The organism is Streptomyces sp. NPDC041068 (assembly GCF_040647455.1).
In the GTDB taxonomy this organism is placed as follows: Bacteria; Actinomycetota; Actinomycetes; order Streptomycetales; family Streptomycetaceae; genus Streptomyces.
The window spans coordinates 1-17,955 of the sequence record NZ_JBEZCG010000029.1 but is presented as its reverse complement, the minus strand read 5'-3'; the positions used below and the strand labels follow the sequence as shown (position 1 = coordinate 17,955).

Sequence of the window (17,955 nt, the reverse complement as noted above, 5' to 3'; positions counted from 1 at the left end):
GGACCCGTACGCCCTCCCCGTAGTCATGCCCGTACGCAAGGAGGACCGCCACGTGAGCCAGTACGTGTCCAGGCTCGGGCGTCGCTCCCCGGCGGCACCCTCACGGCTCCGTATCCCTGGTATTCCCGGCCCCCACCGGCGCCCGCGCCGTGTGGCCATGCTCAGCGTGCACACCTCGCCGCTGCACCAGCCCGGCACGGGCGACGCGGGCGGCATGAACGTCTACATCGTCGAGCTGGCCAAGCGCCTCGCCGCGATCAACGTAGAGGTCGAGATCTTCACGCGCGCCACCACCGGCGCGCTCCCGCCCACCGTCGAGCTGGCTCCCGGCGTCCTCGTGCGCCACGTGGACGCGGGGCCCTACGAAGGCCTCGCCAAGGAAGAGCTCCCCGCCCAGCTGTGCGCCTTCACGCACGGCGTGATGCAGGCCTGGGCGGGCCACCGCCCCGGCTACTACGACCTGGTCCACTCCCACTACTGGCTCTCCGGCCACGTCGGCTGGCTCGCGGCCGAACGCTGGGGCGTCCCCCTCGTCCACGCCATGCACACCATGGCCAAGGTCAAGAACGCGGCGCTCGCCGAGGGCGACACCCCCGAGCCCGCGGCCCGCGTCATCGGCGAGACGCAGATCGTGCGGGCCGCCGACCGGCTCATCGCCAACACCGCCGAAGAGGCCGACGAACTCGTACGTCACTACGAAGCCGACCCGGGCAAGGTCGCCGTCGTCCACCCGGGCGTGAACCTCGACCGCTTCCGCCCGGCGGACGGGCGCGCCGCGGCCCGGCACCGCCTCGGCCTGCCGCAGGACGCGCTGATCCCGCTCTTCGCGGGCCGCATCCAGCCGCTGAAGGCCCCGGACGTGCTGCTTCGCGCGGTCGCCGTCCTCCTCGACGAGCGGCCCGCGCTGCGCTCGAACATCGTCGTCCCCATAGTCGGCGGCCCGAGCGGCAGCGGCCTCGCGAAGCCGGAGGGTCTGCAGAAGCTGGCCGCGAAGCTGGGCATCGCGGACGTGGTGCGCTTCCAGCCGCCGGTGGGCCAGGAGCAGCTGGCGGACTGGTTCAGGGCGGCGTCGGTCCTGGTGATGCCGTCCTACAGCGAGTCGTTCGGCCTGGTGGCCATAGAGGCGCAGGCGGCGGGCACGCCGGTCCTCGCGGCGTCCGTGGGCGGCCTGCCCGTCGCCGTACGCGACGAGGTGACCGGCTTCCTGATCTCCGGCCATGAACCGGCCCACTACGCGCGCGTGCTGCGCGATTTCGCCGACCGTCCCCACCTGGCGGACCACATGGGGGCGGCGGCGGCCCGGCACGCGCAGTCCTTCGGCTGGGACACGGCGGCGTCCGCGACGGCGGACGTCTACACCGCGGCGGTGCACGATTTCCGCGCCGCTCACCGTCACGTACGCTCGCACCATGGCTGAGCAGGCAGGTACGGGTGCGAGTACGAGCACTGCGGCGATCGTCGAGCGAACGCTGGAGGACGCCGAACTGGAGTGGGAGTCCCCGGAGCCGGGCGCGTACGTGGTCAAGCTCCCGGGCACGCGCAAGCTCTCCACGACCCTCTCGCTGAAGCTCGGCAACCACTCCCTCTCCCTGAACGCCTTCGTGATCCGTCACCCCGACGAGAACCACGAGGCGGTGCACCGCTGGCTCCTGGAGCGGAACCTCCGCCTCTACGGCGTGAGTTACGCGATCGACTCCCTCGGCGACATCTACCTCGCCGGCAAGCTCCCGCTCGCCGCGGTGACCCCCGAGGAACTGGACCGCCTCCTCGGCTCGGTCCTCTCGGCCTCGGACGACTCCTTCAACACGCTCCTGGAACTGGGCTTCGCGTCGGCGATCCGCAAGGAGTACGAGTGGAGGGTCTCGCGGGGCGAGCCCACACGAAACCTGGACGCGTTCACCCACCTGACCCAGCCGCGAGGCTAGGCTTCGGAACCCCGGCACCCTTCCGCGCGGCGCCGCGTCATGCCATGCTCCACGCCATCGCTCACATGAACTCCGTTCACATCCATGCACAGTGGAAGGCGGCGGCACCATGGACCAGCACAGCGGGAGCCCCACCGGGAGCCCCAACGGAAGCCCGAGCGGAAGCCCGAGCAGACGCGGCGTGCTCGGCGGCGCGATAGCCGCAGCCGCTGCAGCCGCCGTACCCGGCATCAGCACCGCCACCGCCCACGCCACCACCCCCCGCGGCCAAACCCCCGCCCTCTGGCACGAGTTCACCGCCGCCCCCTACGCCCACCCCCACATCCCCTACATAGGCCACGCGGGCGCACACCCCCACAAGCCCCGCACCCGCACCCCCCAACTCCACCTCGAAGCCCACGACTTCGGCGCCCGCCCCCACCGCGCCTCCGACGCCGCCCCCGCGATCAACCACGCCCTCGCCGAAGCCGGTCGCAAGGGCGGCGGCACCGTCCACCTCCGCCCCGGCACCTACCGCGTCGACGACGTCATCCGCATCGCCCACGACAACGTCACCCTGCGCGGCGCCGGCAGCGCCCGTACCACCCTCCTCGCCACGAAGAGCCTCACCGAACTGATCGGCCCCTACGGCTCCCGCTACGGCGGCGACAAGTCCAGCTGGTCCTGGGCCGGCGGCCTCATCTGGCTCTGCCCGCAGGCCCGTTGGGCATCGCTCACCGCCGCCATCAAGGCCAAGGACTGGCCCTTCGAAGGCTGGACCGGCAACAAGCGCGACGAGTGGCGGACCCTCACCACCGTCGCCCCCGCCCCCCGAGGCGCATGGACGATCGAGGTCACCGACACCTCCCGCCTCCACCGGGGCGCCCTCGTCCTCCTCCGCCTCGCCGACGACGCGGACCACACGCTCCTCCAGCACATGGCGGGCGACGGCCCGGGCCCCGAGGCGTACACCTGGGACGACAAGACGAAGCTCACCTCGTACGTCCCCTACGAGTGGCCCGTACGGATCACCGCGGTGGACCCCGGCCACCGCACGGTCACCCTCGAACGCCCCCTCCCCCTGGACGTGCGCCCCGAGTGGAACCCCTGCCTCACCACCCACGCAAGGGAGTTGACCGGCTCAGGCGTCGAGGCCCTCACCCTGGAGGCGATCGAGACCCCGCAGTCCCCGCACCTCCTCGACAAGGGCTACAACGGCGTCACCTTCCAGTGTGCGTACGACTGTTGGGCCGACGACATCGTCGTACGCCACGTCGACAACGGCTTCGGACTCGTCGCCGCCTCCGCCTGCACCCTGCGCCGCACGCGCGTGGCGGGCCGCGGCTCCCACCACCCGTACTTCTGCCGCGAGGGTTCGCACGACAACCTCGTCGAGCACTTCACGATCGAGGCGAGAACCACCCCCGCCCCCTCCACCACCCAGCTGCACGGCATCAACGTAGAAGGCCTCTCCTCCTACAACGTCTGGTCACGCGGCCACATGGACATGGGCACCTTCGACAGCCACCGCGGCATGCCCTTCGCGAACGTCCGCACCGACATCACGGTGAACAACAACGGCCGCCACGGCGGCGACGCGAGCGCGGGCCCCCTCTTCGGAGCCCGCTTCACCCACTGGAACATCCGCGTCACCAACGAACGCGCCGGCCTGATGAAGATCGACGGCCTGGCGCCCTACAGCGCCACGGTCGGCCTCGACACGGTCCGCGAGTTCGACCAGACCGACGTCCCCGACTTCACCGGCGACCTGCACACGCGCCTCGAGCTGTACGGCACTACGGACGAGGTGCGGCCGCGGAATCTGTACGAGGCGCAGCGGGCCCTGCGGCACTGACCCCGCCGGACCCGGCGGGGGAGTCCTCCGACAGTTTCCGCACAGCTTCGTCGTCCCCCGACAGTTTCCGCACAGCTTCGTCGTCCTCCGGCAGCTCCCGCATCAACGCCCAGTACCCCACCGCGGCCACCGTCCCCAGCACCGCACACGCCCCCCACAGCCACTCCGCCCCGAACCGGTCGATCGTGAACCCGGACATCAGGGGCGCCACCAGGGACGCCACCGCCCACGACAACGTGTACATGCCCTGATAACGCCCGCGGCCATGAACCGGGGACAGCCGCACGACAAGCCCGGTCTGAGTCGGCGCATTGACGATCTCGGCGAGCGTCCACACGCACACCGTCAGCGCGAACACCCCGACCGACCCGGCGAACGCGGTGAGCCCGAAGCCGTACCCCGCGACAACCGAGGAGATCACCAACAGCCGCTGCGGATCCCGGTGTTCGATGAACCGCGTGACCGGGATCTGCAGGGCCACGATCATCACGCCGTTCACGGCGATGGCGAGGCCGTAGTCGGCGGGAGTGAACCCCGCCGCGCCCATGGCCACCGGCAGCCCCACGGACCCTTGCTGGAAGATCAGCGCGACAAGGAAGGACAGCCCCACCACACCCATGAACCGCCCGTCCCGCAGCACGGTCCCGAGCCCGACCACAGGCTCGGCCTCTTTCCCCGATGCCGTTCGCACGGGCCGCGACTCCGGCAGCTTCACGAAGACGACGATCGCGCAGACCATCGTCATGGCGGCCTCGATCAGGAAGCCCGCGAGATAGCTGTACGAGGCGATGAACCCGGCACCCGCGGACGAGATCGCGAACCCCAGGTTGATCGCCCAGTAGTTGAGCGAGAAGGCCCGCACGCGGTCCTCGGGCCGCACGATGTCCGCCATCATCGCCTGCACGGCGGGCCGGGACGCGTTGCTCGCCATACCCACGAAGAAGGCGACGCCCGCGATGGCGATCGGGTGCTCCATGAACCCGAGCACCGCCACCGAGACGGCGGTCGAGGCCTGCGCGATCAGCAGGGTGGGCCGCCGCCCGAGCCGGTCGGTCATCACGCCCGCGCCGATGGAGGAGACGACACCGCCGAGCCCGTGCAAGGCGGCCACAAGCCCCGCGTACGAGGCCGAGTAGCCCCTGTCCAAGGTCAGGTACAAGGCCATGAAAGTAGCGACGAAGGCCCCGAGCCGGTTGACCAGAGTGCTCGTCCACAGCCACCAGAAGGCCTTCGGCAGTCCGGAGACGGACTCCGTGACGGCACGTCTGAGCGAGGCGACTGACATGGGTGCATCCCCCGAGTGAAATGTAAGCGGCGCAATGGGCCTACGTAACTTACGCTGCACGCCTCGGCGGCGGCCACCGAATTGACGGTGAGCGTCAATCCGCAGGGGTCGATTAGGCTCGGACTCATGGCCGACGCACCGTACAAGCTGATCCTCCTCCGCCACGGCGAGAGCGAATGGAACGCGAAGAACCTGTTCACCGGCTGGGTGGACGTCAACCTCAACGAGAAGGGCGAGAAGGAGGCGGTCCGCGGCGGTGAGCTGCTGAAGGACGCCGGCCTGCTCCCCGACGTGGTCCACACGTCGCTCCAGAAGCGCGCGATCCGCACGGCTCAGCTCGCCCTGGAGTCCGCGGACCGCCACTGGATCCCGGTCCACCGCTCCTGGCGCCTGAACGAGCGCCACTACGGCGCGCTCCAGGGCAAGGACAAGGCCCAGACCCTGGCCGAGTTCGGCGAGGAGCAGTTCATGCTCTGGCGCCGCTCGTACGACACCCCGCCGCCGGCGCTGGACCGCGACGCGGAGTACTCCCAGTTCTCCGACCCGCGATACGCCACGCTCCCGCCCGAGCTGCGCCCCCAGACGGAGTGCCTGAAGGACGTCGTCGTCCGCATGCTCCCGTACTGGTTCGACGGCATCGTCCCGGACCTCCTGACCGGCAAGACGGTCCTGGTGGCGGCCCACGGCAATTCGCTCCGCGCCCTGGTCAAGCACCTGGACGGCATCTCGGACGCGGACATCGCGGGCCTGAACATCCCGACGGGCATCCCGCTCTCGTACGAACTGGACGCCGACTTCAAGCCGCTGAACCCGGGCGGCACCTACCTCGACCCGGAGGCCGCGAAGGCGGCGATCGAGGCGGTCAAGAACCAGGGCAAGAAGAAGTAAGCCCCGCGCTTCAGCGCCGGAGCCCTCCGTCCGCGGACCTCGCTGCGGGCGGAGGGCTTTTCGGTGCTCAGAGGGTGGCCGGGAGTGGGGCTCAAGGGCTGCCCGAGTCCGAGATTCCCTGGGCCAGGTTGCCCACGACGTTCTGGATGCCTTGGCCGAAGTCGGTCGGGGCGACCAGGATGCCGAAGACCAGCACCACCGCCATGGTGAGGCCGGTGTCGAGGCGGCTTCGGGCCTGGACGCGTCTGCGCCACAGGAAGAAGATGACGACGGCCAGCAGGACCGCGACGTCGATCGACAGCATCACTCCGGCCACCCCTCCCGCCAGGACCGCCAGGACCGCGAGGTCCGTCAGGTCCGTCGAGACCGTCAGTACCGTCAGGCACCTACGCCCGGACACTTCTGTGTAGCCCGGCGCGGGCGGTCCGGTGGGGCAGTTAGCTGTAGTTGGCAGCAAAGGGCGCATCCGAGGCCGGATCGGTTCGGCCACGCGCGCGTGCGCCGTTGATGCGCCCCTTCACCCTGGGCATGGAATGGGCAACAGGCAGTACGCCGGTACGCCTGCGAGGAGGAGACCATGGCCGAGTCCCCTACACCCGAACCCGTCCCCGAGCAGTCGGTCGATACGCCGGGCCTGCCCGCGCTCGTCCTTCTGGGCGCGTGCGGCTGCGGATCGGGCTGCGGCTGCGGCTGCCAGTCCGGCGGCCCGTGCCAGTGCGGAGGCTGCTGCGGCTGACGGACAGCAGCGGTGACAACACCTGTGCCCCGCACGACCGTTGCCGTGCGGGGCACACGTGCGCAGGGCACACGTGCGCAGGGCACACACATGCGCCCACACGTGCAAGGCACACCCGCGTAGAGCCCGCCCTCGAAGGGCTACGCCCCCTCCACCGGCGCCGCCGTCGGCTGGATCTCGTCCGCGTGCTCGCCCGTGACCAGGTACACGACCCGCTTCGCCACCGACACCGCGTGGTCCGCAAAGCGCTCGTAGTAGCGGCCGAGGAGCGTCACGTCGACGGCCGTCTCGATGCCGTGCTTCCAGCGGTCGTCCATCAGGTGCTGGAAGAGCGTGCGGTGCAGCTGGTCCATCTCGTCGTCGTCCTGCTCCAGTTGGAGCGCCAGGTCGACGTCCTTGGTGATGATGACCTCCGCCGCCTTCGCCATCAGGCGCTGCGCGAGCTGGCCCATCTCCAGGATCGTGGCGTGCAGGTCACGCGGCACCGCGGAGTCGGGGAAGCGGAGCCTCGCCAGCTTCGCGACGTGCTGGGCCAGGTCGCCCGAGCGCTCCAGATCGGCGCTCATCCGCAGCGAGGTGACGACGATGCGCAGATCCGTGGCGACCGGCTGCTGGCGGGCGAGGAGGGCTATCGCGCGCGCCTCCAGGTCGTGCTGCAGATCGTCGACCTTCTGGTCTGCGGCGATCACGCTCTCCGCCATCTTCAGGTCGGCGTCGAGCATGGCCGTCGTGGCGCGCCCGATCGCGGACCCGACCAGGCGGGCCATCTCGACCAGGCCCTCGCCGATCGAGTCAAGTTCCTCGTGGTACGCGTCCCGCATGTGGCTGTCCCTCTCTAGTACGTCTCAGGGGGCTGGCCCCTACGCTCCCACGGTGTGGCCCGGACGCGTCCGTTTCCGGCACCCCAAATGAACCACCCCCGTCATCAAGGTGAACTGTGGGCGACGGAGGGCGACGCCCACGACCGGCCTCGCTCAGGCCCGGTCGGGACAAGTGAACCCGCACCGTCTCCTCGGTGAACTCTGGGCGACGAGTGTTCGAGCCGGCACCCGTATGGCTGTGAGCGGCGCTTACCCGGCGCATAACCTGGATGCATGGACGTGAACGCGGCGGTCGCCGCAGCGGCAGCGATCGCCGGGGTGTGCACCGGCGTCATCGCCATGCTGGCGTTCCGCTGGAGCGAGCGCGACCAGAAACGCCCCACCCGGACCTCCCTGCACACCGACCCCGTACTGCCGCCCGGCGTGGACACGGTCCTCTCCGTGCTGCGCTCCTCCGCGGTCGTCCTCGACGAGGCCGACAGCGTGGTCAAGGCCAGTTCGGCGGCGTACGCACTCGGTCTCGTCCGCGGCGGGAAGCTCGCCGTCGAGCCGATGCTGCAGATGGCCCGCGACACCCGCCGCGACGGGGAGATACGCCAGGTCGAGCTGGACCTCCCCCGCCGCGGCACCGGCCGCGGCGAGGCGCTCGCGGTCTCCGCGCGCGTGGCCCCGCTCGGCTCCCGGCTCGTGCTGCTCCTGGTCGAGGACCTCACCGAGGCCCGCCGCATCGAGGCGGTGCGCCGCGACTTCGTGGCGAACGTGAGCCACGAGCTGAAGACCCCGGTGGGGGCGCTCTCCCTCCTCTCCGAGGCCGTCATGGACGCCTCGGACGACCCCGAGGCCGTCGAGCGCTTCGCGGGCCGCATGCAGATCGAGGCGACCCGCCTGACCAACCTGGTCCAGGAGCTCATCGACCTCTCCCGGGTGCAGAACGACGACCCCCTGGAGGACGCCGAACCCGTCCGTGTCGACGAACTGGTGGCGGAGGCGATCGACCGCAGCCGTCACCAGGCCTCCCACAAGCAGATCACCATGGCCGCGGGAGGCACCGCCGACCTGCAGATCTGGGGCAACCGCGGCCAGCTCGCCGCGGCGCTCGGCAACCTCGTCGAGAACGCCGTGAACTACAGCCCCAACCGCACCCGCGTGGGCATAGCCGCCCGCCGGGTCGCCGCACCCGGCGGAGACCTCATCGAGGTCGCGGTCACCGACCAGGGCATCGGCATCTCCGACAAGGACAAGGAGCGCATCTTCGAGCGCTTCTACCGCGTCGACCCGGCCCGCTCCCGGGCCACCGGCGGTACCGGCCTCGGTCTCGCCATCGTCAAGCACGTGGCCGCCTCGCACGGCGGGGAGGTCACCGTGTGGAGCTCCGAGGGACAGGGCTCCACGTTCACCCTGCGGCTGCCCGAGGCGGCCGCGAACCGCGACCGCGGATCAGGTCACGGCGGCGGACTCGACGACGAGACCACCCCGCCCGACGAGACCACTACGTACGAACCCATTCCTGCCCCGGAGGTCCTTCCGTGACCCGAGTGCTCGTCGTCGAGGACGAGGAATCCTTCAGCGACGCTCTGTCCTACATGCTCCGCAAGGAGGGCTTCGAAGTCGCCATCGCGGCGACAGGCCCGGACGGACTCGACGAATTCGAGCGCAACGGCGCCGACCTCGTCCTGCTCGACCTGATGCTGCCCGGCCTGCCCGGCACCGAGGTCTGCCGCCAGCTGCGCAGCCGCTCCAACGTCCCGGTGATCATGGTCACCGCCAAGGACAGCGAGATCGACAAGGTGGTCGGCCTCGAAATAGGAGCCGACGACTACGTGACCAAGCCCTTCTCCTCGCGGGAGCTGGTCGCCCGCATCCGCGCGGTCCTGCGCCGCCGCGGCGAGCCGGAGGAGGTCACCCCGCAGGCCCTGGAGGCCGGTCCGGTCCGCATGGACGTCGACCGCCACGTGGTCACGGTCTCCGGCTCCAAGGTCGACCTGCCGCTCAAGGAGTTCGACCTCCTGGAGATGCTCCTGCGCAACGCGGGCCGCGTCCTGACCCGCATGCAACTCATCGACCGCGTCTGGGGCGCCGACTACGTGGGCGACACCAAGACCCTCGACGTCCACGTGAAGCGCCTCCGCGCCAAGATCGAGCCGGATCCGGGTGCGCCGCGTTACCTGGTCACGGTCCGTGGGCTCGGCTACAAGTTCGAGCCGTAAGCCATCAGTCATACGCCGTAGCGCGCGGTGACTGAAGCGTGAAGGGCGGTACCCCGGCCGGGGTACCGCCCTTCCATGCTTCGTACGTACGTCGATCAGTGCTCGGCGCCGGTGCCGGTGCCCGCGCTGTGCGACGCGCTGCCGGACGGGTCCGTGCTCGCGCCGTCGGCCGCCTCGCCCGAGGGGTCGGTGGACGCGCCGTCGGACGGCTTGCCCGACGGGTCGGTGGAGGCGCCGCCGGACGGCTTGCCCGGCTTCGAGGGCTTGCCGTCGGGCGACTTCGGCAGCTCGCTCGGGCCCCACTTGCTGAAGTAGCTCTCGGCGGGAACGACGAACGCCTGCAGCTTCACGTCGCCGGTCTTGCTGAAGGCGAAGGTGATCTTCTGCGCGTTGCCGTCCTTGATGGCCTCGCGGCTGCTGGGCAGGACGGCGGAGGCGTTGTTCTCGCCGCCGATGACGACGGAGCCGCCGGCCGGAATGGTCAGCGGACCGTTCGGCTTGGAGTCCTTGTCGTCCTTGCCCGGCGAGAGCTTGGCCTTCTTGTCGGTGCCGTTGACCGTGATCGCGTCCAGGGTCTGGGCGGTCCTGCCGGTGTTGAAGATCGTGGCGGAGACCACGGCCGGACCCTTGGAGTCCAGGTCCGGCTGCGTGATGACCATGGCGTTCTGGATCTTGATGTCACCGACGGAGGTCGCGGCGTTGTCCGGCTTGACCTCCATCGTCTGAGCGTTGTTGCCGGCGCCGCACGCGGCGAGCGAGGCAAGCGAGAACGCGATGGCGGTGGCGGCGATGGCGCCGCGTCGAAGGCTGCGGCTCACGGCGGCGGCAACTCCTTGAACGTGGGCGGTACGGGAGGGGCGGGCGGCCGTAAAGCCGTCCTAAGGGTGTGTCAGCGGCCTTAGGTTACCGAGCCCTTCGCGCGCCACCGCACCCGACCCGCCCCTTGGGCACGCGAGCCTCCCCGGCCCCTCTGCGGCACACCCGCCCCATTGCCCTCTCGTCCACCATTCACATAAGTGCCGTCAAGAGCTTCCGCGCCCCGTCTTGCGGATTTCCGGTAAGGAATGCATGGGGGTCCGGAGAATTGATCATCGGGCGGCTTGATCAATTCCGGAATCGCGTCGGACATCACTCCGTACGCCTCTCCGATCACCGAACGGAGTATCGAGAGTTCACCGCTTGGAACCGCGCAAACCGGGACGTTCGACCTCTTGGGGCGCCCTTGAGGGGTGTGTAACGTGCGCGTTTCTGCCTCCCCGGAGAGCGGCTCCCACCTGCGAATACCCCGTTCCGGCAGCCCTCCGCAGCACGTTCCTGTTGCTGTTGTCAAGCCCCGAGATATGCCCTGACCTGCGAAAACGCCATTCAGAAGAGGCGGTTCTCGTGTTAGGATGGATAGCCACGGAAGGGGTACCTGTCACATGACGTTCAAGGTTGGCGACACCGTGGTCTATCCCCATCACGGGGCCGCGCTGATCGAGGCCATCGAAACTCGCCAGATCAAAGGCGTGGACAAGACCTACTTGGTGCTGAAGGTCGCCCAGGGCGACCTGACGGTGCGTGTGCCAGCGGACAATGCGGAGTTCGTCGGCGTGCGTGATGTGGTCGGTCAGGACGGACTGGACCGGGTCTTCGAGGTACTGCGCGCGCCGTACGCCGAAGAGCCCACGAACTGGTCGCGTCGCTACAAGGCAAATCTCGAGAAGCTCGCGTCCGGCGATGTCATCAAGGTCGCGGAGGTCGTGCGTGACCTGTGGCGTCGGGAGCGCGAGCGCGGACTGTCCGCCGGTGAGAAGCGCATGCTCGCCAAGGCTCGGCAGATCCTGGTGAGCGAGCTCGCCCTCGCGGAGAACACGAACGAGGACAAGGCCGAGGCCCTGCTGGACGAGGTCCTCGCGTCCTGACGCGGACGGCCTGAGGCGCATGCCTTCGCCGTCGCGCGCTGTCTAGGCGCAGTAATGCCGCGGTGCCCGCTGACCCTTCATGGAGTCGCCGGGCGCTGCGGCATGTTCGTACCCAGATATTTCTCGTCCCCAGGCAGACATGTGAGCGGCCCCCCAGGGAGCCGTGTTTGGCGTGCCGGGCTCGGGCAGCTGGCTCGACCAGATGTCACGGAAGGGTCCGGTCAAGGCGTCGCGCCCGGCACGGTGTGGCCATACCCATGTCGGCCGAGCACACAAACCTGAACGGAACCGATGACTAGCGAATCCCGTACCGCGGTGGTCATTCCGGCGGCAGGGCGGGGCGTACGCCTCGGCCCTGGCGCCCCCAAAGCGCTCCGCGCGCTGAACGGCACCCCGATGCTCATCCACGCCGTGCGCGCCATGGCGGAATCCCGTGCCGTCTCCCTCGTCGTCGTGGTGGCACCGCCGGACGGCGCCCCCGAGGTCAAGACCCTCCTCGACGACCACGCGCTGCCCGAGCGGACCGACTACCTCGTCGTGCCCGGCGGCGAGAGCCGCCAGGAGTCCGTGCGGGCCGGCCTGGACGCGCTGCCGCCCGGCTTCGACATCGTGCTCGTGCACGACGCGGCCCGCCCGCTGGTGCCCGTCGACACCGTCGACGGCGTCATCGAGGCCGTACGGGACGGGGCCCCCGCCGTGGTCCCCGCGCTGCCGCTCGCCGACACCGTCAAGCAGGTCGAACCGCGCGAGGCCGGAGAGCCGGAGCCCGTCGTGGCCACGCCCGAGCGGGCCAGGCTGCGCGCCGTGCAGACCCCGCAGGGCTTCGACCGCGCCACGCTGGTGCGCGCCCACGAGAGCGTCACCGACAACGTCACCGACGACGCCAGCATGGTCGAGCAGCTGGGCCTGCCGGTCGTGGTCGTGCCGGGCCACGAGGAGGCCTTCAAGGTGACGCGGCCCCTGGACCTCGTCCTCGCCGAAGCCGTACTCGCACGCCGGAGGGCCAACGATGGCTTCTGACATCCCCCGGGTCCCGCTGCCGCAGGTCGGCATCGGCACCGACATCCACGCCTTCGAAGAGGGCCGCGAGCTGTGGTGCGCGGGCCTGAAGTGGGAGGGCGAGGGGCCCGGGCTCGCCGGGCACTCCGACGCCGACGTCGTCGCGCACGCCGCCTGCAACGCGCTGTTCTCCGCCGCGGGCCTCGGCGACCTCGGCGCGCACTTCGGCACCGGGCGCCCGGAGTGGTCCGGCGCCTCAGGGCTGACCCTGCTCACCGAGGCCGCCCGGATCGTGCGGGACGCCGGCTTCACCGTCGGCAATGTCGCCGTGCAGGTCATCGGCCCCCGGCCGAAGATCGGCAAGCGTCGCGAGGAGGCGCAGAAGGTCCTCTCCGAAGCGGTGGGCGCCCCTGTCTCGGTCTCCGGGGCCACCACCGACGGCCTCGGCTTCCCGGGGCGCGGCGAGGGGCTGCAGGCGATTGCGACCGCGTTGGTCGTCCGTACGGCGGCCTGAGGCTGATATTCGGGGTAGTGGTACGCCACGTACCGGCGTACCACTCGTACAGCCAGTAGCCGCCCACGAAGGAGTGAGGTCCATGTCCGCCGCACTGTCCGACGATCTCAAGCAGCTTCTCGACACCCCCGTCTTCATCACCGTCGCCACCATCCAGCCCGACGGGAGCCCCCAGCTTTCGCCGGTCTGGGTGAAGCGGGACGGCGACGACGTGCTGTTCTCGACGACCATCGGCCGTCAGAAGGAGAAGAACCTGCGGCGCGACCCGCGCGTGACGGTGCTGTTCCAGCCCTTCGACGCCCCGTACACGTACGCGGAGATCCGCGGCACCGCGGAGATGACGACGGAGGGCGGCCAGGAGCTCATCGACGAGCTGTCGGTGAAGTACACGGGGAAGAAGTACGCCGAGTTCAATCCGGCCTCCAAGGACGATGCCCAGCGTGTGGTCGTGCGGGTGAGTGCCCGCAAGGTCGTCGGCAGGGTCTGAGGCGAGCGCCCGAGGCGCCGCAACGTCACAGTTCCGTGCCCCGTTGCCCCATGGGGCGCGGGGCACTGTCCTGCGCCCACTACCCTGGAGTGGTGACGATTCGCCTGTACGACACCAGCGCCCGGCAGATCCGTGACTTCAGCCCGCTCATCAGCGGTTGTGTCTCGATCTACCTGTGTGGTGCCACCGTGCAGGCGGCCCCGCACATCGGGCACATCAGGTCGGGCCTGAACTTCGACATCATGCGCCGCTGGTTCGCCTACCGCGGCTACGACGTGACGTTCATCCGCAACGTGACCGACATCGACGACAAGATCATCAAGAAGTCTGCCGAGCAGGACCGCCCCTGGTGGTCGATCGGGTACGAGAACGAGCGCGCCTTCAACAACGGCTACGACGTCCTCGGCTGCCTCCCGCCCACGTACGAGCCGCGTGCCACCGGCCACATCACCGAGATGGTCGAGATGATGCGCGGCCTCATCGAGCGCGGGCACGCCTACGAGGCCGACGGGAACGTCTACTTCGACGTGCGCTCCTTCCCGGAGTACCTGGAGCTGTCCAACCAGGAGCTGGACAACCTCCTCCAGCCCGAGGGCGAGGGCGAGACCGGCAAGCGCGACCCGCGCGACTTCGCCATGTGGAAGGCGGCGAAGCCCGGCGAGCCGAGCTGGGAGACGCCCTGGGGGCGGGGTCGGCCGGGGTGGCACCTGGAGTGCTCCGCCATGGCCCACAAGTACCTGGGCACCGCCTTCGACATCCACGGCGGCGGGATCGACCTGATCTTCCCGCACCACGAGAACGAGATCGCCCAGGCCAAGGCCTTCGGTGACGAGTTCGCGAAGTACTGGGTGCACAACGCCTGGGTGACCATCGCCGGCGAGAAGATGGCGAAGTCCCTCGGGAACTCGGTCCTCGTCTCCGAGATGGTCAAGCAGTGGCGCCCCATCGTGCTGCGCTACTACCTCGGCACCCCGCACTACCGCTCGATGATCGAGTACAGCCCCGAGGCCCTGCGCGAGGCCGAGTCCGCGTTCGCCCGCATCGAGGGCTTCGTGCAGCGCGTGGTGGAGAAGGCCGGCGGTGTCGTCGACCCCGCCGCCGAGGTGCCGCCCGCGTTCGCCGACGCGATGGACGACGACATGGGCGTCCCGCAGGCGCTCGCCATCGTGCACACCACGGTCCGGCAGGGGAACTCCGCCCTCGCCGCCGACGACAAGGAAGCCGCCGTGGCGCGCCTCGCCGAGGTGCGGGCCATGCTCGGCGTCCTCGGCCTCGACCCGCTCGACCCGCACTGGGCCGGCGGCGAGAGCGACCGGGGCGAGGACCTGCACGGCGTCGTCGACACCCTGGTGCGCCTGGTCCTGGACCAGCGCGAAGCCGCCCGCGGCCGCAAGGACTGGGGCACCGCCGACGCCATCCGTGACTCGCTCAACCAGTCGGGCCTCGTCATCGAGGACAGCCCGAGCGGTCCGCGCTGGACGCTCGGCCCGCGCTAGGCACCCGCTGATGTGCCGCCCGGCCTTCCGGGCGGCACACTTCATAGACGTACACCTCGTGCGCGTACGTACGTATGCGCACACGCATCACGACAGACAGGTAGGTCATGGCCGCTAACAACCGCCGCATGTCCGGCAAGAAGGGCGCGCAGGTCGGCAGCGGCGGCAATCGGCGCCGCGGCCTCGAGGGCAAGGGTCCGACGCCGCCCGCCGAGATGCGCAAGGGGCATGTGAAGAACCGCATCGCCAACGCCAAGGCCAAGAAGGCGGCAGGACGCCGTCCCGCGCCCAAGCGTGGTGGCAAGTCGTCCTCCGAGATGGTCGTCGGGCGCAACCCGGTCTTCGAGGCGCTGCGCGACGGCGTGCCCGCCTCCACGCTCTACGTCCAGCAGTTCATCGACAACGACGAGCGGGTGCGCGAGGCGCTGCAGCTCGCGGCCGAGCGCGGCGGCATCCACCTGATGGAGGCGCCGCGGCCCGAGCTGGACCGCATGACGAACGGCCTCAACCACCAGGGGCTCGTCCTCCAGGTCCCCCCGTACGAGTACGCGCACCCCGAGGACCTCGTCGCCGCCGCGTTCGACGAGGGCCAGGACCCGCTGATCGTCGCGCTCGACGGTGTGACGGACCCGCGCAACCTCGGTGCGGTCGTGCGCTCCGTGTCCGCGTTCGGCGGCCACGGCGTGGTCGTGCCCGAGCGGCGTGCGGCCGGGATGACGGCCGGTGCGTGGAAGACGTCCGCCGGTACCGCCGCGCGGACGCCGGTCGCCCGTGCCACGAACCTGACGCGCGCCCTGGAGCAGTACAAGAAGGCGGGCGTCGCCGTCGTCGGCCTCGCCGCGGACGGTGAGCACGAGGTCGGTGACCTGGAGGCGCTCGGCGGTCCGGTCGTCATCGTCGTCGGCAGCGAGGGCAAGGGCCTCTCGCGCCTCGTCAGCGAGACCTGTGACTTCCGGGTGCGGATTCCGATGCCGGGTGGGGCGGAGTCGTTGAACGCGGGCGTGGCCGCCGGGGTCGTGCTGTACGAGGCCTCGCGGCGCCGCAGCTGAGTGTTCCGCGGGGTACCGCGATCGCGTCCGCGGGTGCGCCGTGGCCGATCGCGCCCGCGCGGCGGAGCCGAACATGTCACAGCCCCGCGCTCCTTCGGGGCACGGCTGCCGGGCCGCAGTGATCTCTTGACGCGGCCCGGACATTTCTGCGTGGTCAAGGCAGTGTCCTAAACACACATCACTCGGTTAGATGAGTGTGGACACCAGAACACCCCGCACACCCACGGGGGGAAGCTCGTCAGGATTCGACGATGCTCCCGCGCTGAGCATGGTGAAGGTGCCGAGCGACCCGGCGCAGGTCATCGTCAATCACGCGAGCTTCCGCGTGCAGCTCCCCGCCGCTGGGCGCACTCAATCCCCGCGTATCTCACGGCACTTGGGCGCCACCGACGAGACGGTGCGCATTCCCGTCGTCGGCACGGCGACCAAGCGCCGCGCGCCCGTCGTCTGGAGCGGGAAGTCCGAACCGGGCGACCCCGGCGCGACCGGACTGCTGCAGGCCGTGCGCGGCACCGGCGTACGCCGAACGGCCGAGGGCCCCTTCGACGACGGGGGCGCCACGCAGGTCATCCCGCGCGTCGACCTCGACGACGGCCCCGAGACCACCGAGACGCCCGGCGTCATCGGGCCGCGCACCCCCGAATCCGAGACCAGGCTGCTGCCGCAGATGCGGATGCCCAGCAGCGACTACGACGAGCAACTCGCCGCCGCGGGCGACCAGTTCGACGAGTACGACGACGAGGGCGAGGACGACGGGGAGGAGCGGGCCCGGCGGCACGGGGCCGACCCCGTCCGGCACGCCTACTACCCCGGGCGCCGGATGAACCTCGGCGTCGTGCTGCTCCCGCTGCGCGTCTTCCTCGGCTTCATCTCCATCTACGCCGGCATGGGCAAGCTCTGCGACCCCGTCTACTTCGACGGCGGCGAGCGCGGCTCCATGGTCAAGTGGCTCAACTCGCTGCACCCCTGGGCGCTTGCCGAGCCGCTGCGTGACTTCGCCCTCCAGCACCCGGTGGGCGCCGGACTCTGCATCGCCTTCTTCCAGGTCATCGTCGGTGTGCTGACGGTCCTCGGGCTCTGGCAGCGGGTCGCCGCCTCCGTCGGCGTGCTGCTCTCGGCCGCGCTCATCGTCACGGTCAGCTGGAAGACCGTCCCCGCCTATGACGCGCCGGACATCATCTACCTCGCTGCCTGGTCGCCGCTGATCATCGCGGGCGCCCCCGTCTACTCCGTCGACGGCCGCCTCGCCGGTGAGGCCTGGCGCACGCTCGGGCCGCGCGCCGACATCTGGGAGCTGCGGCGGCGCGTGCTGCGCAGGGGCGGGCTCGTCGGTGCCGTCGTGGTCGGTCTGACGCTGCTCATCGGGTCGCTGCTCGGCGGCGCGGTGCGGGACGCGGACCGGGTCACCGTGCCAGGCCCCGGCGAGGCCCCGCGCAACGAACTGCCGGGCTCCCCGCTCCCCGAGGACCCCGCGAAGAAGAAGGAGCGGCGGCAGTCGCAGAGCCCGTCCGCGTCCTCAGGCTCCCCGACGCAGGGCAGCTCCGCGAGCCCCTCGCAGGGCGCGACGACGCCGGGTACGGCCCGCGAGACCGGCACCGTCGGCTCCGGCGCCGACAGCAGGCCCAGCCAGACGCAGGGCAGCAGCACGGCGGGGCAGGCCCCGCCGCAGCAGTCGGCGCCGCAGCAGCAGCCGCCGACCACGAGCGCGGGCCCGTCCGTGATCACCGACATCTACGGCGAGGCGGTCGACGCGAAGATCATGTATCCGGCGGAGTACGGCTCGCCGGACATGGTGACCGACGGCTGGTAC

18 protein-coding genes are annotated in these 17,955 nt (G+C 70.4%); 14 read left to right on the top strand and 4 right to left on the bottom strand.

Annotation, left to right across the window (positions count from 1 at the left end):
- Positions 1 to 52: 52 nt before the first annotated feature.
- From mshA to AB0B50_RS41670, 3 genes are all read left to right on the top strand, one after another.
- A complete protein-coding gene (mshA, locus tag AB0B50_RS41680) occupies positions 53 to 1,417 on the top strand; it encodes a D-inositol-3-phosphate glycosyltransferase (protein ID WP_362342324.1) in 1,365 nt (454 codons plus the stop codon).
- Positions 1,410 to 1,925, top strand: a complete 516-nt coding sequence (locus tag AB0B50_RS41675) for a YbjN domain-containing protein (protein ID WP_362342323.1) — start codon at positions 1,410 to 1,412, stop codon at positions 1,923 to 1,925. Before mshA ends, AB0B50_RS41675 begins: the two co-directional genes overlap by 8 nt.
- A gap of 109 nt (positions 1,926 to 2,034) precedes the next feature.
- Positions 2,035 to 3,759, top strand: a complete 1,725-nt coding sequence (locus AB0B50_RS41670) for a glycosyl hydrolase family 28-related protein (protein ID WP_362342322.1) — start codon at positions 2,035 to 2,037, stop codon at positions 3,757 to 3,759.
- On the opposite strand, the gene AB0B50_RS41665 is transcribed toward AB0B50_RS41670, so the two are convergent.
- Positions 3,701 to 5,044: an MFS transporter gene (locus tag AB0B50_RS41665; protein ID WP_362342319.1), complete on the bottom strand. Its 1,344-nt coding sequence runs from the start codon at positions 5,042 to 5,044 to the stop codon at positions 3,701 to 3,703. The two genes, AB0B50_RS41670 and AB0B50_RS41665, sit on opposite strands and share 59 nt — an antisense overlap.
- A 126-nt stretch (positions 5,045 to 5,170) precedes the next feature.
- Between AB0B50_RS41665 and AB0B50_RS41660 the strand changes: the two genes are divergently transcribed.
- Positions 5,171 to 5,932, top strand: a complete 762-nt coding sequence (locus tag AB0B50_RS41660) for a phosphoglyceromutase (protein WP_150184817.1) — start codon at positions 5,171 to 5,173, stop codon at positions 5,930 to 5,932.
- 91 nt (positions 5,933 to 6,023) lie between these two features.
- On the opposite strand, the gene AB0B50_RS41655 is transcribed toward AB0B50_RS41660, so the two are convergent.
- The gene (locus tag AB0B50_RS41655; RefSeq protein WP_362342316.1) at positions 6,024 to 6,332 is read right to left on the bottom strand and encodes a hypothetical protein; all 309 of its coding nucleotides are present in this window, start codon (positions 6,330 to 6,332) and stop codon (positions 6,024 to 6,026) included.
- Between the two features lie 177 nt (positions 6,333 to 6,509).
- Between AB0B50_RS41655 and AB0B50_RS41650 the strand changes: the two genes are divergently transcribed.
- Positions 6,510 to 6,668 (top strand): hypothetical protein, encoded by a 159-nt coding sequence (locus tag AB0B50_RS41650; protein ID WP_362342313.1) that lies wholly within the window; start codon positions 6,510 to 6,512, stop codon positions 6,666 to 6,668.
- 140 nt (positions 6,669 to 6,808) lie between these two features.
- On the opposite strand, the gene phoU is transcribed toward AB0B50_RS41650, so the two are convergent.
- Complete coding sequence (gene phoU, locus AB0B50_RS41645) at positions 6,809 to 7,489, bottom strand: phosphate signaling complex protein PhoU (protein ID WP_362342310.1); 681 nt, start codon at positions 7,487 to 7,489, stop codon at positions 6,809 to 6,811.
- 273 nt (positions 7,490 to 7,762) lie between these two features.
- Here phoU and AB0B50_RS41640 point away from each other — a divergent pair, with 273 nt between their 5' ends.
- Positions 7,763 to 9,019: an ATP-binding protein gene (locus tag AB0B50_RS41640; protein ID WP_362342307.1), complete on the top strand. Its 1,257-nt coding sequence runs from the start codon at positions 7,763 to 7,765 to the stop codon at positions 9,017 to 9,019.
- Complete coding sequence (locus AB0B50_RS41635; RefSeq protein ID WP_030682312.1) at positions 9,016 to 9,696, top strand: response regulator transcription factor; 681 nt, start codon at positions 9,016 to 9,018, stop codon at positions 9,694 to 9,696. The genes AB0B50_RS41640 and AB0B50_RS41635 overlap by 4 nt, the downstream gene beginning before the upstream one ends.
- A 95-nt stretch (positions 9,697 to 9,791) precedes the next feature.
- Here AB0B50_RS41635 and AB0B50_RS41630 read toward each other — a convergent pair whose 3' ends face one another.
- Positions 9,792 to 10,514, bottom strand: a complete 723-nt coding sequence (locus tag AB0B50_RS41630; protein ID WP_362342303.1) for a DUF461 domain-containing protein — start codon at positions 10,512 to 10,514, stop codon at positions 9,792 to 9,794.
- Positions 10,515 to 11,117: 603 nt separating this feature from the next.
- Here AB0B50_RS41630 and AB0B50_RS41625 point away from each other — a divergent pair.
- The 7 genes from AB0B50_RS41625 to AB0B50_RS41595 form a co-directional block, all read left to right on the top strand.
- Complete coding sequence (locus tag AB0B50_RS41625) at positions 11,118 to 11,600, top strand: CarD family transcriptional regulator (protein ID WP_003953493.1); 483 nt, start codon at positions 11,118 to 11,120, stop codon at positions 11,598 to 11,600.
- Positions 11,601 to 11,891: 291 nt separating this feature from the next.
- Positions 11,892 to 12,620, top strand: a complete 729-nt coding sequence (gene ispD, locus AB0B50_RS41620; protein ID WP_362342300.1) for a 2-C-methyl-D-erythritol 4-phosphate cytidylyltransferase — start codon at positions 11,892 to 11,894, stop codon at positions 12,618 to 12,620.
- Entirely contained in the window at positions 12,610 to 13,113 is a 504-nt protein-coding gene (gene ispF, locus AB0B50_RS41615; protein WP_362342297.1) for a 2-C-methyl-D-erythritol 2,4-cyclodiphosphate synthase, read from the top strand. Before ispD ends, ispF begins: the two co-directional genes overlap by 11 nt.
- Before the next feature lie 82 nt (positions 13,114 to 13,195).
- Positions 13,196 to 13,600 carry a PPOX class F420-dependent oxidoreductase gene (locus AB0B50_RS41610; protein WP_362342294.1) on the top strand — a complete coding sequence of 135 codons (405 nt, stop codon included), beginning with the start codon at positions 13,196 to 13,198 and terminating at the stop codon, positions 13,598 to 13,600.
- A gap of 92 nt (positions 13,601 to 13,692) precedes the next feature.
- A complete protein-coding gene (gene cysS, locus AB0B50_RS41605; RefSeq protein ID WP_362342291.1) occupies positions 13,693 to 15,096 on the top strand; it encodes a cysteine--tRNA ligase in 1,404 nt (467 codons plus the stop codon).
- A 107-nt stretch (positions 15,097 to 15,203) separates the two neighbouring features.
- The gene (gene rlmB, locus AB0B50_RS41600) at positions 15,204 to 16,145 is read left to right on the top strand and encodes a 23S rRNA (guanosine(2251)-2'-O)-methyltransferase RlmB (protein WP_362342288.1); all 942 of its coding nucleotides are present in this window, start codon (positions 15,204 to 15,206) and stop codon (positions 16,143 to 16,145) included.
- A 190-nt stretch (positions 16,146 to 16,335) separates the two neighbouring features.
- On the top strand, positions 16,336 to 17,955 hold a 1,620-nt coding region (locus tag AB0B50_RS41595), incomplete at its 3' end, for a DoxX family protein (RefSeq protein WP_362342285.1).